Below are 24,335 nucleotides of genomic sequence, written 5' to 3' on the forward strand. Positions count from 1 at the left end.
ATACGCCCAGGCGGCACAAATCGTTCAATACGGACAATAAAAAAATGATTTCCAAAAAAATAGAGCTAAATGATGGTATGCCGCACCTCTCATTCAGCTCCTCCGAGCATGACTATTCATATCGTTCCTTGCGTATTTGCCTCAGCTTATGATGCCAGGGCTGGTTAATCAGCCCCGCAGCAATGACAACCTGACGCCATGAACGGAAAATGTCGGATGCCGAAGACTCTGCAATCGCTATGTCCTCCTTATTCTTTCCCATTTCATAGCCAAAGCCTTCATCCGTAATATAGGATACACTGCGCTTCACCTTGCCCTCTCCTTCCTGATTCTGCCGGCTCGCCTGCTTTTCTGCATTGCTGCACAACCCGAAAAAGACAAAAAAAGAACGCAAACCGGGACTTATTCCACAGCTTGCGTGCTTCGCAAAGGTTACAAACATTTAATTAATATACATCCTAGCAAAGGAATGTAGTTTTGTCTAGTATTTTTGTACTTTTTGTAGCAAATTCTCAATAATTCGCATCCCCTGGTCAGGAAACGTACGGATTATTGGCTTTTTCGAACCCAATCGTCGTTTTTGGACCATGACCTGGATATACCGTCACCTCGTCTGGCAGACGGTACAGCTTGCCGCGGATGGAATTATACAGGTCGGCCTCCCGGCCTCCCGGCAAATCCGTGCGGCCTACGCTCATGCGAAACAGCACATCTCCGGAGAATAGGTCGTTTCCGCACAGGAAGCTGACGCTTCCGGGAGAATGACCTGGCGTATGGAATACAGTAAACTCATGACCAATCAGCTTCAGCTTCTGTCCCTCGGCAAGCTCATACTCTGCGGCATCACTCTGGATGGGCGGCGATACCTCCGCCCAGCGAAGCGAACCGTTAAGCGCCGGCGTTGTGAGCCAATCGCTTTCCAGGGAATGCAGGTAAACGGGGCACTGCTTCAAGCGGCGAATCTCATCCACTCCGCCGATATGGTCGAAATGGGCGTGCGTGAGCAGAATCGCTTCGATATCAAGCCCTTCAATTCTGCGGATCAAAGGAGCAGGATTCATTCCGGGATCGACAATAATCGCTTTCCCTTCCTCTTCTCCGCGAATTAAATAAGCGTTGGTCTCCAGCGGTCCCAGGGAATATGTCTCGATGTTCAGCATTTTAAAATTTCGAGAGCAGCGCGCGCAGTTCAGATACGACCTTGCCGTTAACTCCCGCTCCTTCTTCGTATTTCACGGCCATTTCCTTGCGAACCACGGCGATTTTCTCCTCATAGTCCGCTGCTTCACGATCCGGGTTCTCCTGCTTAAAGCGGATCATGAGCTCCTGTACGTCAGCCGGGCGCGGCCCCCAATGTCCAAGCACATGCCCTTCCGCGTCCGCCACGATCACAATGGGAACGGCGCGGCCGCCCATGGTCAGGAAATGGTCCATGACGTCCTGATGCTCCTCCAGGATAAGGACTTCCGTACGGATTCCCGCTGTCTCGAGCGCCCGGAAAATGACCGGGACGCTGCGAATGACGTCGCCGCACCAGTCTGCCGCAAGAATTAGCACGCGGAGATCATCCCGTTTCTGCAAGCCTTCAAAAAACAGGCGGTCATCCTCGTTCACCCATTTGAAGCCATCATAACCGGATTGGAACGCTTCTTGATTACGCTGCATTCCTTCCATGAATTGCTGCGGCGAAATGCCTTTGCCCAACTTATCCTTTAAATTTACGCTCATATTACTTTTCTCCTTTCTTCTTGTTCGCCCCATACCATTTTACGATAAAATACCCGATCAAAAGCGCAAGGGCAACGAGCAGAATCGGCATGATGTACGGCCCGGCCTTCTCATCAATCGCTTGCCACTGTTCTCCCAGCACCATGCCTAAGTAGACAAACAATATCGACCAAGGAATGACGGCAAGCGTCGTCAGCCATAGAAACTTGCTTACGGGCATCTTGGCCATGCCTGCCGGAATGGATATGGCGTGCCTAACCACCGGGATAAAGCGGGCGGTAAAAATAACGCCTGAGCCATACTTCAGAAACCATGCCTCGGATAAGTCGATATGTTTCTTTTGGATCAGAATGTACTTGCCATACCGTTCCAGAATCGGCCGGCCGCCATAGCGTCCAATCCAATATACGAACAACTGGGCGATGACGCCGCCGATAACGCCGAAGATTACTGCGCCGATAAAGCTGATCCGCCCTGCATACACGAGATACCCCCCGTATGCAAGCACGATTTCACTTGGGATGACCTCGATCATGAGCCCCAGCATAATGCCGAAATACCCAAGCTGCTGTATCCACTCAAACAAGGCTCCGACTATATTTGACAACCATTCCAATACTCGTCCTCTCCTCGAAATCTTCTTAATACCAAGTCTATTCTATCATAGCCTGAGACATGCCTTCTAGTTGGGTCAAGTTCGGCCCGGGCCTACATACACTGAGTGTCCCGCCCGAATCGGGGCGCATATGCTGTAACAAAGGAGGCGATCATTCTGAACAAGCTGCAAGGCAAGCACCAAACCGCCCTCCCGACGCCGCGCAAAATCCGCCGTGGATGCAGCAAAGAGCTATACCGAACGATCAAACGGCTCGGTGTATACATTCCCGAGGATCTGCTCAAGGAAGGAGAAGCGCTGTACTATAAAAAAGTCATTGCCAACCTCCTCTGGATCGGCGAAAACAGCAGCAACCGCAAGCTTCTGGCGGACTGGTGGGATAAGGAGGTCGGCCCCGAGCTCGCCGAGCTGTGGGGCCTGGACACCGAAGCGCTGTGCAAGGCGTTCCGGGCTGCCTTCGGCGGCTAGCGATGAACGGGAGAGTAGCGCAGCACGTACTCTCCCAGCTCACGCCCGCGGTCTTTCGCTTCCGCCGTCACGGTAAAGCGCCGGTCATTGCGCAGGTTAGCGGTGTCCGCCAGCCGCCTGGCGAGCTCTTCGTACCGGACGTACAGCTTGTATCCAGCCGCGGCGGCAGCGGCAGCTTCCTGCGGGTAGTGCTCTCGCAGCCTGCCGGCGAGGGTAGCAAGAGCACTGAGCACCTCCGTCTGCCTTTTCCGGCTGTAAGGATCGAGCTGCACGGCCTGCTCCCAGGCGGCAACGGCCTCCATCGGCCGCGAGCCGGAGAGCGCCTGCCCCAAGGCGGCCCACAGCTCGGGATCGGCCCGGTCATAGGCGAGCCCCTGCCGCAGCATGCCAGCCTGCGCTGCAGCACCGGACAGGCTGGCGAGGTGCAGCCGGGCCGAGGTTCGGGCAGGGTACAGCGCCAGAGCCTGCTCCAACAGAGCCGTGGCCTGCCCGATATTGCCCGAGGCGGCGGCCGCCAGCGCTTGCCGTTCGCGGGACAGGCTGACGGCCTGCCGCGCACCCGTCGCGCTCGCGAGCAGAAGCAGCCCGGCCAGGGCGATAAGGGAGCCGCGGGGCAGCAAGCGCAGTGCCGGCGGGCGGGCAGGCTGCGCGGCGCCACCCGGCTTGCGGGTGATGCCAGCGGCGGCCATCCAAATGATGAGCAGCCACGTCAGGCCGTAGCTCATATCGAAGTCGGCCGCGCTATGCAGGAGCACCGCTAGGAAGGGCGGCAGCATCCTGCTGCGCGCACGGGCCAAGGCAGCGCCGATCGCCCCAAGCCAGAGCAGTATAATAGCCAGCCCGAGCAGCCCCGTATCCAGCGCGATGTTCAAATAGCCGCTATGCACTTCCCCCCCCGACGTAAGGAGAACTCTGTATGCTCCGGAACGACGCTTCCCATGTCTTTCCCCCTTGTCCGAACCACGGCGAGAGAAGAAACAGGCTCGCTCCGTCGCGATACATGTGGAAACGGGCGGAAGCGGTCGCCAGCCGGCTTGACCGCTCAACCAGTCCCGGGCTCAGCGCTGCGCCAAGAAGGGCAGCTGTGAGCAGCATGCCGCCTGCGGGCAGAAATCGGGAGCGATTTCGATATCCGTGTCTACGCTTATGTACATTTCCCTGCTTCTTGCGCCGTCCCAGGCCTGCCAAATGCTTCGCCGCAACGATGGCCGCGCCTGCTGTGCCCACGAGCAGAACCAGCCCGGGGAGCAGCGGCGGCGCAAGCGACGAGGCGGCCAATGGGCCTGCGGCAAGCGCACCGCAAAGCAGCAGTATACCGCTTTGCCCTGCAAAGCGGAGCCGGTCAGCGGGCCGCAGCCGGCACAGCCCGGCAATCCCCGCAGCAGCGGTCGCCAGGCTAGCTCCCCGCGACTCTGTCAGCAGCAGGCTTAGCATATAAATAAATGCGCTGCCTGAAACAATATACCCTCTCCAGTGGCACCCGCGGGTAAAGTCCGCCGCTCTCAGCCGGGCCAGGAGCATCAGGCGTTCCAGGAGATAGGCTCCCATCACCGCCCCGAAGGCGTTCGGGTATTGCAGCAGTCCGCCTAACCGCGCACCGCCTGCAGCAAGGTCCGTCTCACCTGTACGAAAAATGGCACCCGGGTACGGAAATAGCCCGTAAACCGATGCAAGCCCGGTTACGCCGAGCACCAATCCGATGGTACTCCAGCCTGCCTGCAGCAATTTCCTGCCCTCGGCGCTTCTCGCAGCATAATAAGCTGATAATCCGAAGCAGCCGTAAAAACTCCACCCGAGCACTGCTTCCCCGGTGCTCTGCACGGATAACGGGCCGGCGGCCAGATGTGCGGCATAGAGCAAAGCGATCATAGACGGAGCAGCGGCAAGCAAAGCAGCATGCCGCAACTCAAGGGGATGATGGGCCATGGGGAACGAACCGAACCGCTCGAACCGCTCCGCCTTTCTTCCGCCGCCGCTGATCAGCACAGTAATGGCACGTCCCGTCCGCCGTCCCCTTGCCGCCCGTACCGCCACGATGATGGCCGTTATGGCTGTCCCCCACGTCATCAGCCCCAAAGCCGTTATCGTATCATTAAAATATAGTCCCTGGCTCATACAAGCAGCGCAACCCGCCGCGATGCAGGCGATTGCCGCCAGCACTCCGATCCTGTCCTTAACGGCTTCCTCTCCCTTCAGTCCGCCTGCATCCATACCGTCTTTGCCGCCCCCCTTTCCCATCGATGACAAGCCTTCTAATCTCGCCTTCGCCGTAATACAAAAAGGCCAACACCTCAAGTGTTGACCTTAGAAGACGGCTTCAAACCAGGGAAGCCGGGGCATGCCGCGCTATATTTCCGGGCGGGTTCTCAGCTGCCGGGCAGCAGGTCCCTGCAGGCCCTCTCCAGATAAGGATCGGCATGTACAAAATCACGAAAGGCGGTATATTCCCGCCACAGCCGCTCCGTATCGCCGCCGGACGATTTGACGGCCCGAATAAGTATATTTTTGGGTGTATGCTCCATATCGATGAATTCAAGCAGCTGTGTTTTGTAGCCGAGTATATCCAGCAGCTTGGCGCGAATGGCATCCGTTGCCAGCGCCGAGAAGCGCTCCTTCAGGATACCATGCGACAGCAGCGGCTCAAGCACGGGGCTCTTGATCTGATTGAACAGCTCATGCTGGCAGCAAGGGACGGACAAGATCACCGACGCTCCCCAGCGTACCGCCTTCTCCAACGCAGCATCCGTCGCCGTATCGCACGCGTGCAAAGTAACGACCATATCCACTTGGCTGAGCTCGTCGTAATCCGCGATATCTCCTACGAGGAAGCGCAGCTGATCGTATTGCAAATTCTGCGCGAGCGTTCCGCAATGCTCGATGACGTCCGCCTTCAGGTCTAGCCCGACGATATTCAGCTCCCGTCGCTGCTGTACGGACAAATAGTGGTATAACGCAAACGTCAAATATGATTTGCCGCAGCCGAAATCGACGATCGTGAGCGGACGGTCCTCGGGAAGATGGGGAATGACGTCCTGCACCATCTCCAGGAAACGATTGATCTGCCGGAACTTGTCGTATTTCTTGGCGTACACTTTTCCGTCCGGGTTCATAATGCCCAGCTCAATTAGGAACGGTACTGGCGTCCCCTCCTCCAGAATGTACTGCTTCTGCCGATTATGCGTCAGTGCGCCGGGCTTCTTGGAAGGAGATTTCTTCAGGATCGATACTTTGTATTTTTTGCTGATCAGCACTTGATAGTCGGCCTGTGGGGTACAGAGCAGCCCCTGCCGGAACCTGTTTTCGAACAGCTCCATGATCTTCGCCTCGAATAGCGAAGCTTCAATATTCTCATGGGTGACCTTATTGGCATAATGATACGCCAGCTGGTAATGAAGGCTCTTCTTCAATTCCACGGGTTTGACGACCACTTTGGTATAGCTGACGTCTCCTGCCTTGCGTACCTGGCTGAGCGTAGCGGAGATCAAGGTGCCTTCTTCCGCCAGTTGATGAACAAGATTCCGCAAAGACTCCATAGTTAGACAACTCTCTTTCGCTTCTCTAATAATTGTTCCTCATCGCTAACTAAGCCATTTTACAAGCGATGGCGCAGTTCGGCAAGCCCCTCCTGGACTTCGGCTGCAGACAGCCCGCCCTCCTCCAGTTGATCCGGAGCAACGCCAGCTAGGCGTTCGTAAAAAGCAATCCCTTCATGCACGTCCATTTCCTGCTGATCCATCAAGCGATACATAGCATTTTCGGCCAAATCATACCTGCCCTTGTCCTCAGCAAAACCAAATACCATCCGCTCTGTATCCGGATCAAGGGGACAGCCCTTAAGCTTCGCCATAAGGCTGAATATTTCCTCGTCCAGCTGCCACAGGGATGGATCGGCGCCGTGCTGCCTGGCCTCAAGAAATAAATGGAGCGCCTTCAGCTGCCTCATCCTGCCTTCATCGGTTTTCCCGCTATCCAGGAGCAGATCGCCTTCCTCCCGCAGCAGCCGGGCCAATGTCTGCAGCCGGTCCGCCTCGATGATTCCGCCGCTGCGGAATAATTCGGCGATATCCTTGGAAGACAGCGTTCCAAGCAGCAGAGAGTTCAGTCGAAACTGGGCCCGATACAGTTCATCCAGCTCTTGAAGGGCTTCGGGATGCTTCTTCTGCTGCTTCAAGCCAACAATCGTCCCCAGCATCTCGGTAATTTCTTCGATGGCTCGGACGAGGTAATCTTTTCGTAACATGCAAAAGACTCCTTTCCTGCTCTAAATGGATAATATTCTATAGTATTTCAACCTCTATTTCCAGCGATCCCCCTCGAATGCAGAGCACGCAAATAAACCGGAGCCTGCATAAGCAGACATCCGGTCGCTTGCCCCGAAGCTCAGAGAGCCCGGAAGACAGATCAGCTTTATTCCTTCACTTCATGGATTTGACGCAGAAAATCGTTGATGACGACCGCCAGCTGTTCCGGAGCCTCGTACATGCTCATATGCCCGGCCCCTTTGATGACAGCCTTGGTGACATTGCTGCCCTCGGTTGTGAACGTCCGCTCGATCGGAATAAGCCTGTCATCCTCTCCTGCTACTAACAGGACAGGCAAAGTCGTAGCCGACAGCACGTCGCGGCGGTCGATCCGTTCGCGCATCGCAAGCGCGGCGCCGGACGCTCCCTGCGGAGGCGTCTTGTAGCCGATCTCTTTCACCCGATCCAAGGCCGTTTCATGCGAAGCGGCGTTCGCCGGAGCGAACAGGCCGGGTACGAGGCCGTCCACGAACGGCGTAATTCCTTCAGTGCCAATCACCGACACCGCCTGCAGCCTCTTCTCTTTAGCTTCCTCGCTGTCTGGGTAAGCTGTCGAATGGATCAAGCCGAAGCCGTTCAAGCGGCCCGCATACCGCTGCGCCAGCGACAGCGTGACATAACCGCCCATCGAATGGCCCAGCAGCGTATACCGGTCAACCGCCAAGTCCTCCAGCAGGCCGGCAACATCATCAGCCATCTGCTCTATCGTATAGGCGCCAAGCGGGGCTTCAGACAAGCCATGCCCCCGCAAATCGGGAGCGATGACGCGATATTGCTTGGATAGCAGCGGCATCACATGCTCCCAATATGCAGAACTGCCGCAAAAGCCGTGCAATAGCACGAGAACTTCTCCTTCACCCTGATCCTCGTATGCGATCATTGCCCCGTTTATCGTTAGCTTTTCCATCGTTCATCCTTCTTTCTTGTCTATGTATTGAATATATATAATTAAGCTAATATCGCCCGTCTGAAACGCCTCTTGACCATAATATATATGACCTGCCGCCCTTATTCGTCTCCAGAGCCAAAACCGTAAGCCGCCGCCTGGACGATTTCATCCGCCATTTGCATAACCTTGTACAACGAAGTCATCCCCAGCGTCCAATAAGGCTTCGGTCCGTTTACGTTTACGACGGCAGCAATGCTGTAATGACCAGCCTCCGGCAATCCGCCGCCTACCGATTGAGCGGGAAGCAGCGGCTTTCCCGATACGATATAACTGCCTACTGAGGCAGGAACGCCTAAACAAGCATCAATTGCGATGATGACATGTTCCTTAGGGATCGCATTCATCCGGTGCACCAAATTATCGGCGTCACAGGGATGCCGCAGCGAACCGACAACCGAGGAAAACCCCAGCTCCTCCAGCCGGGTGCCAACAAGGGGGCCAAGCGCATCCCCAGTGGAGCGATCTGTTCCGATGCATAGAAACGTAACATGGTCCAACGGATGCTTCTGGCGAATGCTGCGCATAAATTGCGGCAATTCCTTGCCTGTAAGCTTCCTTTCGCTAAAGGAAGAGTCATAAGGAAGCCTCCGGCCTTCCAACCTCATCTTCATCCCCCCTCTTGAACGTATTTTGATTGTACCCTAACCGTCCTTTCACCGCAAAACATAGAACCGGACGGACGGCCGTGATACAATACAATGAGGTCAGAACGAGCATTTTAAAGAGAGGATGAGCGATCATGGTAGATTTGACACAGAAAACCCAGGAGAACGTGGAATATATGATCGAAGCAATTAAAGCGAAATTACGGATGGCAACAGGGGCAGCCATGTCGGCTTCGGCCTTCCATGTCGACCGCTACGACGACATTCTGGAAGTATATGAAATCGTGATGAACAAAGAACGGCTGAGCATCTCGGAAGTGGAAGCACTCGCTAAGGAGCTCGGCCAGCTTAGAGGCAATTAATATTCCTGCTGACTTTTACCAAAGAACATGTCAGAACTAAAGAAAAGTCCGGCATCCGCTTTCGCACTTTCGCGCTAGCGGGTACCGGACTCTTCTGTCTTTGTGCAAATACGTCCGTAGACGCTGTTCCTATATTAAGGCAGATCGATCAATATGAATTCGGCTGCCTCTTCGCTGCCGGTGCTGCATACGGAGAGCTCCTCCGCATTCCGTATGCGGGCTGCATCACCGGGGCGCAGCGGGAACTTTTGCTTCCCGCAGTACAAATCAATATGGCCAGCGAGCATGAATAAATGCGTTCGGCGCTCGCGGCCGAACGGGATAACCAGCTCTTCGCCCGTTTGCAGATTCGGAATGAACAGCCGGACATCCTGATTCATACGCAGGCTGCCACCGCTCCCCCCAGGCTCAATAACAGGCTTCAGCAGCCCCTCCCGTTCCTGCCAAGGAAACCATCGGCTATCCCATGCCGGCCTCAAATTCCTCTGGACAGGCAGGAACCACATCTGAATAAAGCGCACAGGCTCTGTGGGCGATGGATTGCTCTCGGCGTGGCGAATGCCTGCTCCGGCGCTCATGACCTGTACACTCCCTGCCGCCAGATCCTGCCTATTGCCGAGATCATCCTCATGCCGCAGCGTCCCTGATACTACATAGGTGACGATCTCCAGGTCATGATGCGGATGGGGTGCCAGCCCTTGGCCAGGCTGAACGACGTTGTCATTTAAAGCAAGCAGACAGCCGAAATGAGCATTGCTCGGATCATCATAATCGGCAAAGGAGAAGCTGAATTCGCTATGAATGGCTCCCTTGTCCGAAGTATGGCGTTCCTCTGCGGTGACCACTTTGATCATCGTTATCCTCCTCGCTCTCTATCAAGATCAATACTTGGATTCATGGCGTTAAGATGGCGGTTTGAGATGGTTTGAATATTTCTTACCCTTAACGCAAAAACACTAATCAAAGTACGTCTGAAAGAGCCGGAGTCTGGAGCAGAACACTAATTCTTCAATGTGAATACAGTCTCCGTTTGGCCGACGGCATTCCCCTCGTCATTCAAAATGCGGGCTGGGAATTGTTCCTCCAGCTTGAGCATCAGCTCCCGATTGCTATAATTGAGCTGCTTCAAGATTTCCAGGACAATCCTTCCCCATTCTTCCTCAGAACCGTCGGATACCTTAAAGGCGACGCCCAGCCGTTCCCGTCTGAGACTAAAGCCATATACGCCTTTAAAGCCGCCTTTGGCGATAATATTGTCATCTTCCAGCAGGGCGGAATCGATGCGCCCGCTGCCTCCGACAAGCTCGGGATGGGCATTCATAGCGCGGGTAATTTGCCGTACGGCTTCGGCCGTGCATTCGTCCTCAATCCGGTCGGGACAAGCCAGTTTCATGTAAGCGGCGGCTAATGACGACAAGGGCAAAGCGAATACCGGAAAGCCGCAGCCATCCGTTCCCCGTCCGATATGTTCCGCCGAAATACCGGCAAGCCGGGCCAGCGCTTCGACGATTTCCTGTTGAACCGGGTGGTCCGGCTCATGATAGCTCCCTAAGTCAAAGCCCTTCATTTTGCAATAAGCGAGCACACCCAGATGTTTACCCGAACAATTATGGTATAGTCTGCGCCGCTGCCCCCCGGACCGAAGAAGCGCTTCCCGGGACTTGCCGTCCAGCGGCAGGCTGGGAGCGCATACCAGGCCCTCTTCTTCTACCCCGATCTTGGAGAGCAGGGATTCCAGCACATCAATATGAACATCCTCTGCGCGATGAGAGGCGGTCATCACCGCTACTTCGGCATCGGTTAAACGATAAGTATCCTTAATGCCGGCCCGAATGGCCGGAATGGCTTGAAATGGTTTCGCGGCCGAACGGGTAAATACCCGGGCGTGCGGATCGCCGACATGCATCAGTACCCGGCCTTCTTCATCCACTACGCATATATTCCCGCGATGACTGCATTCCAGAATGCCTGCGCGATATTCCTCAATCAATAATGTATCTCTCAAGCTGTCCATCGCTCTTATACTCCCCTTTCATGAACCCGTGCCATTCCAGTATAGTACAGCGGCTTCGCTGGTGCCATATCGGGCAATTTGAGCGGCCCAGCAGGGAGATTTCTTGTTTCACTCCTTCTTCTGACGTTTATATAGGAAGTAAGCTGAACAACTTCTGTCAATGACGACAAACGGACATATAAGGAGCGATGAGACATGAATAAAGAAGAAATGGACTGCCAGGTTCAAAGCGGTTCTACGTTTACTAAAGGCCTTGTCATCGGCGCACTGCTCGGAGCGGCCGCCGCTCTTCTATACGCGCCCAAGCCGGGACGCGAGCTTCGCAGCGATTTGACCGAGAAGCTGAGCGCAGCTACGGATAAATCGAAGGAGGTCGCCGCCGTCGTAGGCGAGAAAGCGACTGACCTCGCGAAGAATGTGACCGAGAAAACGACGGATCTCGCCAAAACGGTCAGCGAAAGTGCGGGAACAATTTTTAACAGCGCCAAAGAAGCATCCGCCGATGTAGCCGAGGATGTCAAACGCGCCTCCGATGATGTGATGAATGAAGCCAAGCAATCATGACGGGGCTGTCCTCTGAAGTAGCCAGCTCTTAGAGCTGGCTACTTATTTTTTCATCCTATGAAGCACTAATTCATGCCACATTCGAGGAGGGAACGTCATGGCGCGCACTCAACCATTCGATCCTCAGGAGCATCCCTTTGAACTGAGGCACGAAGTCAAACGCTTGAATGGCAGGCTGGACTATATTGCCGATCTGCTGGAAAGAGCGGAGTTCAAAGATATTCTCGAGAACTATACAAGCCCCAAAAAGCGTATACTTACTAATTTCATGGCCGGCCTGTCGCGCGGCCTCGGCCTGAGCGTCGGCACCTTTGTCGTGCTTGGTCTGCTGGGCTGGGTGCTGAGTCTGTTCGTAGATATCCCTATGGTAGGCGATTACATCAAAGAGCTGCAGGATTACATTAAATCCAAGCCGTAACGGCACACTGTAATAAGGCGTGAAGCCCTATTACGAAAGAGGAGATGATGATGATGGCCCGATTCAGTCCGGAGCAGGAGCAAGAGAAATATGTGAATAAGCAAATCAGGGAAGCGCGCGAAGGCGAGTATCCGGAGCATAAGAGCATCCGCGAAGCCGAGAACGGCTCCATGGTCAACGATATGGAGGACTTGAAGCAGCTTGGCGAGGATATGGATGAAATGTCGACCAACAGCGAGGATGAAGCGCGGGGACTTAGCCCCGATCCGGAACAATAGCCTGGGCAAGCCGCTCAGGACGGTAACCAGAGCCCGGACAAACACAAGAACCTGACGCCTCCGCGCCAGGTTCTTTCACCGTTTTGTTTTATTTACAGATGTGAATCCTCTTTGTCCACCTGCAGCAGATCCCCTGTCCCCCCCTTCATGTTCATCCATAAATAAAAGGCGAGGGTACTGAAAATGGTTATCGCACTAATGATTAAAAACCCGGTGATGCCCGTCTTGACCCAAGGCAAAAAGTCGAAATTCATGCCTCAAATGGCCCCAATCACCGTTGCTGGTGTAAAGATCGCCGTCATAATGGTCAGCGTCTTCATAATATCATTCCCGCGAAAAGCGGAAACGGCCTCATCGATGGAAATCAGCGTATCAATCTCCTTCTCGTAATGCTTGAAGAGCACGTGCATACGCTCCGTCCGGAACACCAGGTGTTTGAAATATACGCTGTCTTCCAGTTCTCCTGCCGAATATGCCTCCCGGGCTGCCGTCACGATTTCCTGAAAGGGAATAAACAGGTTAGACCAATATAGCAGCTCAAAACGGGAATTCAGTATCTGGTCCATTAAATGCTTCTTGTTATGCTTCTGCATCATCTCTTCGACCTTGCGGAGATTTTGCTCAAACCGGTCCATGCCGATATGAATATAGTGGAGAATCGTGCGAATCAATACGAACATGCCCTCGACCGGCAGCCTGCAGGCGTGCAGCATCAGCATTTTCTCCCGCATTTGCATTCTTTCCCGGGTATGGGCGTCCAGATTAAGGGTAATGAAGCAATCCTTGTTCACAAAAAAATGGCTATGCACGCAGTCCTTGATTTCCTGCATTTCCTCTTCCACGGAATAGACGAGCGAGCCGAACATGATCGCATTCTTTCCGTCAGGAAACCGCACCGATAAATAATTCGTGTCCACGGAAGGTATAATATCCAGCCATTCCTCTGTATCAGGTATTTACTGACGAAGCTCCTGAATAATTTCAAGGTCATGCCACTTCCATCCCTGCCCGCTTGTAATAAGGCGCTGCCCCCGCTTCTCGTGGTTCAAGCTTCGTCCCCCTCTCATCGAAAAGACACGCCGTTCCTTTCGGAAGAAAGCGTGCCTTTATGTCCTATCCCATGCAAACCACTAATATAGATTAGAGTTTGACATAATTTGCTTCAATTTCTCTGTCGCTCTTTTCTGGATCCGGGAAACACTCATTTGCGAAACCCCCAACTGTTGGGCGATGGCACGCTGGGATTGCCCCTCCTGGAAGGCCAGCAGCAATACCTGCTGCTCCTGCTCCTTCAGCTGGCTAAGCGCCTGCTGCAAATCCATCCGCTTCTCTACGGTGTCATAATCATTGGCTTCCGAGCTGATTAGTTCACCGAGCGTAGCCGCGCTTTCGTCCTGGGATAAAGGAGAATCCAGCGATACATAGTGGTAGCATTCCCGCCCAGCGAGTACTTCGACCGTTTCCTCCACCGAAAGATCCAAATATTCGGCGATTTCTTTCACGTCGGGGGAACGTTCCAATTTCACTGTCAGCTCATCGATTGCCTGCTGGACAAGGGCGCCCTTCTCCTTGATACGGCGCGGTACCTGGATGTACCAGGACTTGTCCCGCAGAAAGTTCTTCATGTGCCCGATCATGCTTTTCATGGCATAAGGCTCAAACGGGATGCCCAGTTCGATGTCATACTGCTGCAGCAGCCGAATCAGCGCCATCTGTCCGACCTGATATAAATCCTCATACAGGTCAGGGCGGTTGCGGGCGATTTTGCCTGCTGCCATCTTAACCATCGGCTCGTATTTCTGAATGAGAACCGTCACAATCTCGTTGTCTTTCGTTTGCTGATATTTCCAGATCAGGCTGGTTGATTCATTCAAAGACTCGGGGGGAGTCATTTTATCGCTCATACCTTCTCCTCGCTCTTTACGAGCCGACGCGTAAGAACAACCTTGGTCCCTTGGCCGGCCGCACTTTCCACGCTTACGTCATCCATAAGCGCCTCCATGAGATAAAAGCCCAGCCCGCCAATTTGAGCCTCACTCAATTCCTTGTCGTGTAACGATGCCCGATTTGCAGCAATTCCCCAAGAATCAAAGCTTTCCCCTTCGTCTTTAACCGTAATCGATAAAGCATCCTTGTGCACTTCAAAGGTCACTTCCATTATTCCTGGCTCTTGCTTGTACGCATACAATACGGAATTATTGCAGGCTTCCGAGACTGCAACCTTCATATCCTCGATCTCTTCATAGGAAAATCCGATCTTAGAGGCTACGCCATAAAGATTCAATCTGACGATATCCACATAATCCGCAGTCGCCGGCAAACTGATAACTACTCTCTGAACTTCGTCTTTCATTCTTACTTCGATCCTTTCCTATTGGGAATTCTCTTGTGCGGTAAAAAACTTGGCAATCCCAGTCATGTCGAAGAGTTTCTGGATTTGATCAGGTACTTCCACTACCAGGAACTCCGCCTTCATGCCATGTCGTGCTTTCAGGATAGACAACAGAATTCCGATACCCGTACTATCGATATATTTCAAGTCTTTCATGTTGATGATCAGATGCAGTTCCCCATCTCCGACGAGCGGCTCCATCACTTGACGGAAATCAGGAGCTACAGACAAATCCAGCTCTCCTCGTAAGTACACCGTGCAGGTGCCATTCTCCAGTTGCGATGTAGCTGAAAACTTATCATTCTTATTTGTATTCATAGACCACTCTCTCCTGAAAAAATGTTTTCTCTATTCATAACCCGAAAGGACGAGTTATGAATCAACCACGCTTTCCCGGTACGTCTCCTGCAGCTGCTTCATCGATCCCTGAATAGCTCCGCTGCTGTACTTGGCGATCATCTTCCTCACAGAGCTGAGCTTCACCGGCTTGCTGATGTAATCGTTCATCCCCGCCTTCAGGCACTTGCTCCTTACGCCCTCCATCACATTCGCCGTCATGGCAATGATGACGGGCGGCTGCCTGTCCGGGCACTGGCCTTCACGAATCCGTTCTGTAGCTTCGAGCCCGTCCATGACGGGCATCTGCAAATCCATGAAAATCATTGAATACCCGTCCCCTTCCAGAGCCATACGGACAGCCTCGGCCCCGTCTTCAGCTACGCTGGCTTCATAACCCAGCTTGTTCAGCATACTGACCATGAGGCGCTGATTGATCGGATGGTCATCGACAACAAGCATCCGCTCTGGCTGCAGGAGCCTGCCTTCCACTGGAGGACAGACGCAATAATTCGGCTCTTCATCCTCGTCTACACATTTGCGCACCTGGACCGAAAAGGTAAAGGCAGCCCCTTTCTCCTCCTGGGGCTCCACCCGGATTTCGCCCCCCATCAACTGTACCAGCGTCTGGCATATGGCGAGGCCGAGGCCGGTTCCCCCGTATTTTCTCGTCATGGACGAATCCAATTGCGAAAACGGCTTGAAGAGCTTGTCGACCTTGTCGGGAGCAATGCCGATACCGGTATCCTTCACCGTGAATTCCAGAATGAGCTTATCCGGATCGTCTTTGTCCCGGCTTGAAGATACGACCAAATAAATCCCGCCCTGGTCGGTGAACTTAATGGAATTGGCTATCAAATTAATCAGCACCTGACGTAATCGCCCCATATCCCCATAAAGGACCTGGGGAATGCCATCATCCATAAAGTACACGAGTTCCAAGCCCTTGCGGCTGGCATCGACCGAAAACAGGTTAAACACTTCCTGGATGCCGGCTCGAAGCTCAAACGGGCTCTCCTCCAGCTCCATTTTTCCAGATTCCATTTTCGTAAAGTCGAGTATATCATTAATGATCGTCACTAAGGTATTCGCGCTGTTGCGGATGATTTCGGCATATCCCTTCTGTTCATCCTGCAGCTCCGTTTCCAGCAGCAAATCGATCATGCCGATGACACCGTTCATCGGGGTACGGATCTCATGGCTCATCATCGCTAAAAATTCCGTCTTGGCCTTCGCGGCAATCTCCGCTGCCTCCTTGGCCTTCACCAATTCATCGTTGATCCGTTCCAGTTCCTGCGTCTTCTGCTGCAGCAGCATGCTCTGTGTCTTATGGCGCTGGTTCGTGATGTACATATCCACGAAGCCATCGATTTTCGATTTTAAAATTTGCGGAATAAACGGTTTGACCATATAATCGATCGCACCCGCCGAATAGCCCTCGAATAAATGCTCTGCATCCTTGCTGTTCGCCGAAATGAATATAATCGGTATATCCTTCGTCTTATCCCGGGCCTTGATCAGCCTGGCTGTCTCAATGCCATCCATTCCCGGCATCTGCACGTCAAGCACGATCACGGCAAAATTATCCTTGAGCAAATATTTGAGCGCCTCTTGGCCCGATGTGGCCAGTACGAGCTTATATTGTTCGCTGCCCAGCACGGCTTCCAGGGCCATTAAATTCTCAGGACGGTCGTCTACCAACAAAATGTGAATCGGTTCTTCAACCCCCATGAAATCCTCCTGCCAATTCTGTCGAAAGCTCACTTGACCTTTCGATATATTTTCTCTGCACGATCCAACGCCTCGTAGCAGTCCGTGAAGTCCGTAAAATGAATCGATTCCTTAGCACCCAGCACCAGTACGCCAAAGTGGCTTAAGCTTTCGTGAATTAGGGAATGAACGCGGTTTCGCAGCGTTTCGTCAAAATAGATCATCACGTTACGACAAAATACCACATTAAACTCATTGAAGGAGCGGTCTGTCGCGAGGTTATGTTCAGCAAAAATAATGTTCTTGCGCAGAAACGGCTGAAAAATAACCGAGTTATATTTCGCCGTATAGTATTCGGAGAACGAGCGCGTCCCGCCCGCCTCCAAATAATTTTTCGTATACTGCTTCATTTTCTGGATCCCGACGATCCCCTCTTTGGCCATTTGCAGCGATCTGTCGTTCATATCGGTAGCATAAATGCGGGCTTTATCGTAGAGACCTTCCTCATGAAGCAATATAGCCATGGAGTACACTTCTTCTCCCGTGGAGCAGCCCGCATGCCAAATGCGAATATAAGGATAAGTTCGCAGCAGGGGGATAACCTTCTCCCTAAATACCCGAAACAGATTCGGGTCGCGAAACATTTCCGTCACCGGAATCGACAGGTTGTTCACAAAACGCTCAAAACACTCCCGGTCATGGAATATTTTCTCCTGTAATCCGGAAATCGTCTGCAGCTGCTCGGAATGCACATGATGCCAAATCCTTCTGCGCAGAGAGGGAGCGGCATAATTTCGAAAATCATAACCGTAAAGACGATGGACTCCCTCCAGCAGCAGCTCAATCTCGATATTCTCACGCTCGATCTGGTTAGGGTCATAAGGAATATCATCTTCAAAGTCTATAGAATCACTGGATGACATGAATTCAACTCCGCTTTCTCAATGAAATACAGCTTGCTGCCTGGACAGCCTTCTAAAATATTATTACCCCGTTATTCTGCTTACGAATACAACCATACGCGCATTAATGAGAGTAATTGATCCGTTTGGATCGGCTTCTTCACATAATCGGACGCTCCGGCCTCGATGCATTTCGAGCGATCCTCCTTCATCGCCTTGGCGGTCAAGGCAATGATTGGAAGCTTCGCGAACTCCGGCTTCTCCCGAATGCGGCGCATCGCTTCATAGCCGTCCATTTCAGGCATCATCATATCCATCAGAATAAGATCGAAATCGTTTTGCTCCTCCAATATTTCGAGCGCCTCCCGGCCATTCTCGGCATAAACCACGTTCATCCGATAGCCTTCAAGCACGCTGGATAACGCAAATACGTTCCGGACGTCATCGTCTACGAGCAGAATCTTCTTACCCTCGAACAGCTCCTCCTTGTTGTGCAGCTTCTGAAGTATTTTCCGTTTGTCCTCCGGCAGGTTCGCTTCCACGCGGTGCAGGAACAGTGTCGTCTCGTCGAGCAGCCGCTCCGGCGATTTAACGTCCTTGATAATGATCGACTCGGCATACTTGCGGAGCCTTGTCTCTTCCTTCTTATCCAAATCCTTGCCGGTATAAATAATGATCGGCAGGTCGTTCAGCTTCTCGTCGTCCCGGATTTGATCCAGCAATTCAAAGCCGGTCATATCCGTCAGCATCAGATCGAGCACCATGCAGTCGTAATGCTTCGTCCGCAGTTCTTCGAGAGCCTCTGCTCCAGTAGACACAGCCGTTATGGCTACATCGTCATGGCCGATCAATTCAATAATCGATTTCTGCTGAATTTCATCATCCTCCACGATCAGCAGATGCTTCAAGCTTTTCTCCGTATAGGACTCAATATAAGTGAAGGCTCGTTCGAGATGCTCTCTTGAGGATGGTTTGCGCAAGTAGGCGATCGCTCCCATCATTAAACCCTGCTTCACGTCATCGACGACAGAAATGACATGTACCGGAATATGCCTTGTCTTGGCATCGCTCTTCAGCTCGTTCAGAATCGACCAGCCATCCATGACAGGCAGCTGAATATCCAGAATGATCGCATCCGGCAAATATTTATGAACGAGGCGCAGTCCCTCGTCGCCTTGAACGGCAACGAGTCCTTTGAATCCGTGATTCCGTGACATTTCCAGCAGGATTTTGGCAAATACGACGTCATCCTCGATAATAAGCAGTACTTTGTCCTCGCTTGCGATCAGTTCCCGGTCATCCTCAATCGGATGGGGCGCAGCAGCTTGCTCCTCTGCCGGCGCAGGCAGCGCGAAGGCCACCTGACTCAGCCCCGGAGATCCAATGACGGCAGCTGCAGCCGCCTCTTTCGATGCCCCAAACAGCTTGGATCCCGGTTCCTTCGGCAAATACAGCGTGAAGCTGCTGCCTTCCCCTTCCTTGGTAACAAGGCCGATTCCGCCGCCAAGCAGCGCGGACAAACCCCGGCTAATCGAGAGACCGAGGCCGGTTCCGCCGTATTTGCGGCTCGTCGTCCCGTCCACCTGCTGGAAGGCCTCAAAGATCAAGTCTGTCTTATCCTCCGGCACACCGATTCCGGTATCCCTGACCGTCAACGCCAAGTACTCGCGGTTGTCCTCGAGGTAGCTAGGCAATTGTTCCGGGGAGGCCATATTGACCAGGAATGCAACCTCGCCCTCATTTGTAAATTTAAATGCATTCGAGAGCAGGTTTCGCAAAATCTGTTTTACGCGGTGGCCGTCGGTCATAATTCGTTCCGGCACTTCGGGGCTTACTTCCAGCCGCAGCTGGATGCCTTTGCTTTCTGCAACGGGACGGAAATTATGCTCGACGAACCGCTCCAGCTCCTCCATGCTGACCGACTCCTGATTTACTTCCATTTTGCCGGCATCCACCTTCGATAAATCGAGGATCTCATCGATCATCTTCAGCAGATCCGTTCCAGACATATGAATCGTCTGGGCATATTCAACCTGCTTTGGCGTCAAATTATTGTCCTTATTCTCCGACAGCAGCTGTGACAAAATAAGCAGGCTGTTCAGGGGAGTACGCAGCTCATGCGACATATTCGCCAGAAACTCCGACTTGTATTTGCTCGTGACAGCAAGCTGGGAGGCATGGCGCTCCAGTTCTTCCTTCGTTTTCTCGATCTCCTCGTTCTTCTCCTTAACTTCCTGAACCTGCTCCTCGAGGGCGCGGGTCTTGGCGATCAGCTCCGTATTGTAGTGCTCCAGCTCCTCCTGCTGCCGCTGCAGCAGTTCCTCAGAGCGCTTCAACGCCGCTGTCTGCTTCTCCATGCTTTCATTGGAGCGGCGAAGCTCTTCCTGCTGCGTCTGCAGCTCTTCCGACTGCACCTGCAATTCCTCCGTCAGAGCCTGCGATTCGCGCAGCAACTCTTCGACACGAAGCCTGCGGTTGACGTTATTTAATACGACGCCCAAATTCACCGTCAGTTCTCCAAGCAATTGCTCCTCAAGTGATGTAAATTGATCCAGGCAGGCCAATTCGACGACGCCCAGCAGCTCGTCTTCAAACAGGATTGGATAAATAAGCACATGGGCAGGCTTCGCTTCACCCAATGCCGAGCGGACGGACAAGTAATCGGCCGGCGTTTCGCTAAGGGATATCGGCTTATGATCAAGGGCAACCTGGCCGATAAGTCCCTCGCCAACCTTAAACATGGCCGGAGAGTTCAATTCGCCTTCCTTGGCATAGCTTCCCGCCAGATATAGCTCGTCCGGGTTTTCGCTCTCCTTCCGGATATAAATGGCGCCGACTGTTCCGCCAAGAACCGGGGTAAACTCATTGATGAACATCTGCGATATCTGTTCCAGCGAATTGATGCCATGCAGCAGTTCGGTTATTCGCGCCAGGTTCGAGTTAATCCAGTTCAAATCCTTCTGCTGCTGCACGAACCTCCTCTCAAGCTCCTGCTTCTCCCGCAGATCCTCGCTCAGCTCCTGGAAGACACGAGCTACGCTGCCTATCTCGTCTCTAGATTGGAACGATATGTTTCGGATCTCTTCGAACTGCTCCTTGCCGAAGTGCTTGATCATGGCATTAACGACGCTAAGCCCCTTGGTAATGCTTGGCAGCACCCACAGCACGATACCAAGCCCCAAGAGCAGGCCGAACGTCATCGTCGCGACCGTAATCTGGATCGAGCTCTTATACGCATCATTTGCCTCCTTGATTTCGGCCTCAATCTGAATATCAAGGTAATCCTTAAGATCATTCAGCGTATCCAGCAAACGATCCTGGATATCCTGTCCGGAGGAAATCCGGTATTCGTTCGCACGATCATATTGCTCATTGCTCAGAAGCGCTATAATGCGCGCTTGATAGTTTGTAAAGTCCAGGCTTGCCTCATCAATCTTCTTGATGAGCTGACGCTCATCCCCGTTCGTCAGGCTGTTACGGAGCAGCTGCATATTCTGCTGCGCTGACTCTGCTCTTTTCTCGAGCTTGCCGCTCTCTTGCACAAAATAATCCTGGTTTTTCACCTGAACCATATTCGTAAGGATCCGGGCCATATCGTTCACATCGCCGCGCATTCCCGTAGAAGCCTTTACTTTCATATAGCCGTCCTGATACACGTGATCCAGCTGGGTATTCATAAAATGCAGCCGTTCGTAGCTGGCAAAAGTCAATACCAGCATGATGATCAGAAGTGAGCTGAAGCCGATAATTAACTTGCTCCTGATTTTCATTCGCTAACCTCTCCTTCTTTAAGCGTGATCCAAACCAGGCACTTATCATCTTCCCGCTCCTGCAGGTGTCCCTCGTCAAAAAATAACCGCTGCATCAAATCCTTGTCCAGCCTGCGGCTCCCGTCCAAGGTCCGTTCCAGGTATCCGATCTGCTCTTCCTGCGTCCCTTCCACCACTTCCATTAAACCATCGGTATACAGGACGATATGGCCTTCTCCTTCATACGCAATCGTATGAGTCTCGGTCTCCATCTTGTCGAACAATCCTACAGGCGGACATACCGTTTCCAGCCTGACCACCTCTCTCCCCTTCTGGAAGAACAGCGCTGGAGGATGTCCGGCGTTGACGTAATCGATCTTCTTATGCTTCGTATCGACGACAAGGTAAATGGCCGTAAAATAATATTGCACAAGCTGATTTTCGATATGAAGCTGATTAAAGCGCCGATTCAGCTCCTGCACGACCTTCTCAGGTTCAACGTAGGTGCTGACCGTATCTTTGAGCACCGAAGCGATGAACATGCAGAACAAAGATGAAGATATTCCATGACCCATCATATCCAGAAGTATTACACCGTACCGCCCTTCACCGAGCGGATACCAGGAATACAAATCCCCGGCCAGCTCAAAGGACGGCTTGTACATGGCATCGATTGCGAACTGCAGATCGTCGATGGCGGAGCTTAGAACGGCATGCTGCACCAGCGCGGCTAGCTTCAATTCCTCCTGAATTCGCTGGTCTCTTTCCTTATGCCAATCCTTCTCCTGCTTTAGCCTGAGCGCCAGGCGGATTCTCGCCATGAGCTCTACTTTATTGATCGGCTTCGTCACATAATCGACCGCCCCGGCGTCAAGAGCTTCAGCCAGCTTCTTGGAGTCGCCGACTGCGGTAACCATAATGATGGGAATATCCTTTAGCCTCTCATATTTCTGAATGATGCGGCAGGCCGTAATACCGTCCATTTCCGGCATCATCATATCCAGCAATATCAAATCAATATCAGAAGAAGACCCAGGCATCAGCTCGCCTCCTGGTTCTTCAATTCCCAGCCGTTGGAACATCTCCGCCGCGGAAGAAGCCGCAACCGTTTTTCTATAATTTTCCTTTTTTAATATTTCTCGAATGATAATTATGTTAGTCGGATTGTCATCCACGATTAATATTTTCACCTGAATTCTCCTCACAACGAAAAATAGGCCCTAAACTCCTCGTTCTGCGTAAAAAAACATAGATAAGGAATGGGGGAGAGCGGTTCCCCATTCCTTATCCATGTTTTGATCCTATAGCTTCAGGGCGAGAGTTCCTCTTCATTAAGCCGTATATCTTGCTATAACTAGTACTTTCCCCAAATCCAGCTCCTTCTCGTAAAAGGCAGCCTCTGATTTCGTGAATCCCAAGGATACGATCTTGGCGCGGAGTTCGTCGCCGCGCGAACGGAAGAGGTTGGCGATGGCATCGAAGATGCCTTCCTCCTTAATGCCGATTTCATTCGCATCGGATGTGTCTGCAATTCGTTCCGTACGGTCCTGCTCATGGGCGAGCACAAAGATATCGTCCTTCGCGTATCCGGCCGAGCGCAGCTCATTTACGGCTTCTACCGCCTGAACTCCGTTCTGAACCACCTTGGCATAAGACTTCTTGTCCGTCATACTCATTGTCAGCACTCTCCTTTGTCTATAATGAATCCTATCCTTCTCTGTCGCCACGGGCTGTTATTACCCTTTTCCGCATCGTTTGAAACCGTATATTTCATATTTTTATTTCAACATGATTAAAATGCGATCGTATCGAACATGTCGACGCCTACGATAGCTTTTGTCGCAGGATGGCGATATATTTTTACCGCCGCCAAATCACGGATATACACATCTCCGTCTTCCGCCTTCAAGTCAGGCTCCCCGAGAGCCTGCGCAATCTCCTGCTTCTGCAGCGGGAGCCATTGTCCGTTCAATTGGATTTTTCCGGGGCAGCCCTCCGCACTTGCGTCCACGTCCACATGGACATAATATACAAAATCCTCACTTAATCCGACAGTAATGTCCTTGTACTGATATTCAGTATAGCCCGAATAAACATCCTTGTTGATCGACAGCGGCTTGCCTTTCTTTCGGATGACGCTGTCGCGGTCGTCGAAAAGGCTCACCTCACCCATCGACTCAAATTCCGTAATCGGCTTGAGATTGGATTGCTGCGCCTGGGCAAGTTTCACAGGAAGCCGCGGAATGCTGTCCACGGTTGCTGGAGTATGGTCTGGAAATGCTGTTAAGAGCCCGAGCAGCAATAACATCATGTTCAGCATCATTCTCACCTCTTCTTGGAAACTTGCCGATCCGTTCCTATCCTATGTTCACGAGCGGTATTTTTGCCAAACGCCAGAGGCGATATCCACCCATTTCATCCAACCGGGATCCGGCTTGGAATTGGCCGGACCATCGTAGGCCGAGCCATAAGTATGCATAGAACGGTCGATCGGATGCTCTTCACTTGCGCCCTGCTCCGGTCCAGCCGTACTTTTCGCTTTATGCGCGGTTTTCTTCACCCTGCCGATTAGCGAAGAGGATACCTGCTTAGCCGCAAGGGTCACCTCGTTTAATACATCTCCTACATTCTTCACGGATTCCAGCACGGGATCGAGCTGCTTCATCTTATGCTCGACATCCTCTGTAATGCTATTCGCCTGCCTAACGACCTGCTTGACTTCATAGCTGAGTTCATCCACCGTCTTCTGGATTTCCTGCAGCGTCTGGGTCGTTTTATCCAGAGACTTCTCCGCAGCCTGCAAAGTTTTTACTAGAAAAACGACTAGTACCGCAAATGCTGCGGCAATGATTGCAACACTAATCTGCCAAATCATACCATTCCCTCTCTTTCCTGTCCTGACTTCCGTCGATATTCCTTAGTTACCCTTGGCCTTTCTGGACG

29 protein-coding genes are annotated in these 24,335 nt (G+C 52.6%); 5 read left to right on the forward strand and 24 right to left on the reverse strand.

Annotated elements, in window-relative coordinates; all coding sequences use genetic code 11:
• Nucleotides 1-112: 112 nt before the first annotated feature.
• The 4 genes from QNH46_RS20420 to uptA all read right to left on the reverse strand — a co-directional run bounded on the left by QNH46_RS20420 (nucleotide 113) and on the right by uptA (nucleotide 2,344).
• Nucleotides 113-442, reverse strand: coding sequence for a hypothetical protein (locus tag QNH46_RS20420; protein ID WP_155611984.1), 330 nt, complete (start codon nucleotides 440-442; stop codon nucleotides 113-115).
• 91 nt (nucleotides 443-533) lie between these two features.
• Nucleotides 534-1,160 carry an MBL fold metallo-hydrolase gene (locus QNH46_RS20425; RefSeq protein WP_283925789.1) on the reverse strand — a complete coding sequence of 209 codons (627 nt, stop codon included), beginning with the start codon at nucleotides 1,158-1,160 and terminating at the stop codon, nucleotides 534-536.
• Between the two features lies 1 nt (nucleotide 1,161).
• Complete coding sequence (locus QNH46_RS20430; RefSeq protein ID WP_283925790.1) at nucleotides 1,162-1,728, reverse strand: thioredoxin family protein; 567 nt, start codon at nucleotides 1,726-1,728, stop codon at nucleotides 1,162-1,164.
• A gap of 1 nt (nucleotide 1,729) precedes the next feature.
• Complete coding sequence (gene uptA / locus QNH46_RS20435) at nucleotides 1,730-2,344, reverse strand: undecaprenyl phosphate transporter UptA (RefSeq protein WP_283925791.1); 615 nt, start codon at nucleotides 2,342-2,344, stop codon at nucleotides 1,730-1,732.
• A gap of 165 nt (nucleotides 2,345-2,509) precedes the next feature.
• Here uptA and QNH46_RS20440 point away from each other — a divergent pair, with 165 nt between their 5' ends.
• Nucleotides 2,510-2,812, forward strand: a complete 303-nt coding sequence (locus tag QNH46_RS20440; RefSeq protein WP_430691952.1) for a dehydrogenase — start codon at nucleotides 2,510-2,512, stop codon at nucleotides 2,810-2,812.
• Here the strand turns inward: QNH46_RS20440 and QNH46_RS20445 are convergent.
• The 6 genes from QNH46_RS20445 to yyaC all read right to left on the reverse strand — a co-directional run bounded on the left by QNH46_RS20445 (nucleotide 2,809) and on the right by yyaC (nucleotide 8,667).
• Nucleotides 2,809-3,684 (reverse strand): tetratricopeptide repeat protein, encoded by an 876-nt coding sequence (locus QNH46_RS20445; protein ID WP_283925792.1) that lies wholly within the window; start codon nucleotides 3,682-3,684, stop codon nucleotides 2,809-2,811. The genes QNH46_RS20440 and QNH46_RS20445 overlap by 4 nt on opposite strands.
• A gap of 7 nt (nucleotides 3,685-3,691) precedes the next feature.
• Nucleotides 3,692-5,050 carry an O-antigen ligase family protein gene (locus QNH46_RS20450; RefSeq protein WP_283925793.1) on the reverse strand — a complete coding sequence of 453 codons (1,359 nt, stop codon included), beginning with the start codon at nucleotides 5,048-5,050 and terminating at the stop codon, nucleotides 3,692-3,694.
• 128 nt (nucleotides 5,051-5,178) lie between these two features.
• The gene (locus QNH46_RS20455; RefSeq protein ID WP_283925794.1) at nucleotides 5,179-6,345 is read right to left on the reverse strand and encodes a class I SAM-dependent methyltransferase; all 1,167 of its coding nucleotides are present in this window, start codon (nucleotides 6,343-6,345) and stop codon (nucleotides 5,179-5,181) included.
• Nucleotides 6,346-6,404: 59 nt separating this feature from the next.
• On the reverse strand, nucleotides 6,405-7,052 hold the full coding sequence (locus QNH46_RS20460; protein WP_283925795.1) for a DUF6483 family protein: 648 nt from the start codon (nucleotides 7,050-7,052) through the stop codon (nucleotides 6,405-6,407).
• A 167-nt stretch (nucleotides 7,053-7,219) separates the two neighbouring features.
• Nucleotides 7,220-8,020, reverse strand: coding sequence for an alpha/beta fold hydrolase (locus tag QNH46_RS20465; RefSeq protein WP_283925796.1), 801 nt, complete (start codon nucleotides 8,018-8,020; stop codon nucleotides 7,220-7,222).
• Nucleotides 8,021-8,121: 101 nt separating this feature from the next.
• Entirely contained in the window at nucleotides 8,122-8,667 is a 546-nt protein-coding gene (gene yyaC / locus QNH46_RS20470) for a spore protease YyaC (protein ID WP_283925797.1), read from the reverse strand.
• A gap of 134 nt (nucleotides 8,668-8,801) precedes the next feature.
• On the opposite strand from yyaC, the gene QNH46_RS20475 reads away from it, so the two are divergent.
• Nucleotides 8,802-9,029, forward strand: coding sequence for a DUF1128 domain-containing protein (locus QNH46_RS20475; RefSeq protein ID WP_155611993.1), 228 nt, complete (start codon nucleotides 8,802-8,804; stop codon nucleotides 9,027-9,029).
• A 134-nt stretch (nucleotides 9,030-9,163) separates the two neighbouring features.
• Here QNH46_RS20475 and QNH46_RS20480 read toward each other — a convergent pair whose 3' ends face one another.
• Both QNH46_RS20480 and QNH46_RS20485 read right to left on the reverse strand, forming a co-directional pair.
• A complete protein-coding gene (locus QNH46_RS20480) occupies nucleotides 9,164-9,883 on the reverse strand; it encodes a pirin family protein (RefSeq protein WP_283925798.1) in 720 nt (239 codons plus the stop codon).
• A gap of 146 nt (nucleotides 9,884-10,029) precedes the next feature.
• Nucleotides 10,030-11,043, reverse strand: coding sequence for an asparaginase (locus QNH46_RS20485; RefSeq protein ID WP_283925799.1), 1,014 nt, complete (start codon nucleotides 11,041-11,043; stop codon nucleotides 10,030-10,032).
• A gap of 195 nt (nucleotides 11,044-11,238) precedes the next feature.
• Between QNH46_RS20485 and QNH46_RS20490 the strand changes: the two genes are divergently transcribed.
• The 3 genes from QNH46_RS20490 (at nucleotide 11,239) to QNH46_RS20500 (ending at nucleotide 12,303) form a co-directional block, all read left to right on the forward strand.
• Complete coding sequence (locus QNH46_RS20490; protein WP_283925800.1) at nucleotides 11,239-11,607, forward strand: YtxH domain-containing protein; 369 nt, start codon at nucleotides 11,239-11,241, stop codon at nucleotides 11,605-11,607.
• 97 nt (nucleotides 11,608-11,704) lie between these two features.
• Entirely contained in the window at nucleotides 11,705-12,025 is a 321-nt protein-coding gene (locus QNH46_RS20495) for a DUF5665 domain-containing protein (RefSeq protein ID WP_283925801.1), read from the forward strand.
• 53 nt (nucleotides 12,026-12,078) lie between these two features.
• Nucleotides 12,079-12,303 (forward strand): hypothetical protein, encoded by a 225-nt coding sequence (locus tag QNH46_RS20500; RefSeq protein ID WP_283925802.1) that lies wholly within the window; start codon nucleotides 12,079-12,081, stop codon nucleotides 12,301-12,303.
• A 92-nt stretch (nucleotides 12,304-12,395) separates the two neighbouring features.
• Here QNH46_RS20500 and QNH46_RS20505 read toward each other — a convergent pair whose 3' ends face one another.
• From QNH46_RS20505 to QNH46_RS20560, 12 genes are all read right to left on the reverse strand, one after another.
• Nucleotides 12,396-12,557 carry a hypothetical protein gene (locus QNH46_RS20505; protein WP_283925803.1) on the reverse strand — a complete coding sequence of 54 codons (162 nt, stop codon included), beginning with the start codon at nucleotides 12,555-12,557 and terminating at the stop codon, nucleotides 12,396-12,398.
• Between the two features lie 3 nt (nucleotides 12,558-12,560).
• Nucleotides 12,561-13,220, reverse strand: coding sequence for a magnesium transporter CorA family protein (locus QNH46_RS20510; RefSeq protein ID WP_283925804.1), 660 nt, complete (start codon nucleotides 13,218-13,220; stop codon nucleotides 12,561-12,563).
• A 213-nt stretch (nucleotides 13,221-13,433) separates the two neighbouring features.
• Complete coding sequence (locus QNH46_RS20515; protein ID WP_283925805.1) at nucleotides 13,434-14,207, reverse strand: sigma-70 family RNA polymerase sigma factor; 774 nt, start codon at nucleotides 14,205-14,207, stop codon at nucleotides 13,434-13,436.
• Nucleotides 14,204-14,656 carry an anti-sigma B factor RsbW gene (gene rsbW, locus QNH46_RS20520; protein WP_283925806.1) on the reverse strand — a complete coding sequence of 151 codons (453 nt, stop codon included), beginning with the start codon at nucleotides 14,654-14,656 and terminating at the stop codon, nucleotides 14,204-14,206. Before rsbW ends, QNH46_RS20515 begins: the two co-directional genes overlap by 4 nt.
• An 18-nt stretch (nucleotides 14,657-14,674) precedes the next feature.
• Nucleotides 14,675-15,013 (reverse strand): STAS domain-containing protein, encoded by a 339-nt coding sequence (locus tag QNH46_RS20525; RefSeq protein WP_283925807.1) that lies wholly within the window; start codon nucleotides 15,011-15,013, stop codon nucleotides 14,675-14,677.
• Nucleotides 15,014-15,067: 54 nt separating this feature from the next.
• Nucleotides 15,068-16,762 (reverse strand): response regulator, encoded by a 1,695-nt coding sequence (locus QNH46_RS20530; RefSeq protein ID WP_283925808.1) that lies wholly within the window; start codon nucleotides 16,760-16,762, stop codon nucleotides 15,068-15,070.
• A gap of 29 nt (nucleotides 16,763-16,791) precedes the next feature.
• Nucleotides 16,792-17,664 (reverse strand): CheR family methyltransferase, encoded by an 873-nt coding sequence (locus QNH46_RS20535; RefSeq protein ID WP_283925809.1) that lies wholly within the window; start codon nucleotides 17,662-17,664, stop codon nucleotides 16,792-16,794.
• A gap of 80 nt (nucleotides 17,665-17,744) precedes the next feature.
• Nucleotides 17,745-21,413 carry a response regulator gene (locus QNH46_RS20540; protein ID WP_283925810.1) on the reverse strand — a complete coding sequence of 1,223 codons (3,669 nt, stop codon included), beginning with the start codon at nucleotides 21,411-21,413 and terminating at the stop codon, nucleotides 17,745-17,747.
• Nucleotides 21,410-22,582 (reverse strand): PP2C family protein-serine/threonine phosphatase, encoded by a 1,173-nt coding sequence (locus QNH46_RS20545; RefSeq protein WP_283925811.1) that lies wholly within the window; start codon nucleotides 22,580-22,582, stop codon nucleotides 21,410-21,412. Before QNH46_RS20545 ends, QNH46_RS20540 begins: the two co-directional genes overlap by 4 nt.
• A 141-nt stretch (nucleotides 22,583-22,723) precedes the next feature.
• Nucleotides 22,724-23,068 (reverse strand): YflT domain-containing protein, encoded by a 345-nt coding sequence (locus QNH46_RS20550; protein WP_283925812.1) that lies wholly within the window; start codon nucleotides 23,066-23,068, stop codon nucleotides 22,724-22,726.
• 116 nt (nucleotides 23,069-23,184) lie between these two features.
• The gene (locus QNH46_RS20555; RefSeq protein ID WP_283925813.1) at nucleotides 23,185-23,712 is read right to left on the reverse strand and encodes a hypothetical protein; all 528 of its coding nucleotides are present in this window, start codon (nucleotides 23,710-23,712) and stop codon (nucleotides 23,185-23,187) included.
• A gap of 48 nt (nucleotides 23,713-23,760) precedes the next feature.
• Nucleotides 23,761-24,267, reverse strand: coding sequence for a DUF948 domain-containing protein (locus QNH46_RS20560; RefSeq protein ID WP_213593839.1), 507 nt, complete (start codon nucleotides 24,265-24,267; stop codon nucleotides 23,761-23,763).
• Between the last annotated feature and the right edge of the window lie 68 nt (nucleotides 24,268-24,335).

The organism is Paenibacillus woosongensis, assembly GCF_030122845.1.
Classification (GTDB): Bacteria; Bacillota; Bacilli; order Paenibacillales; family Paenibacillaceae; genus Fontibacillus; species Fontibacillus woosongensis_A.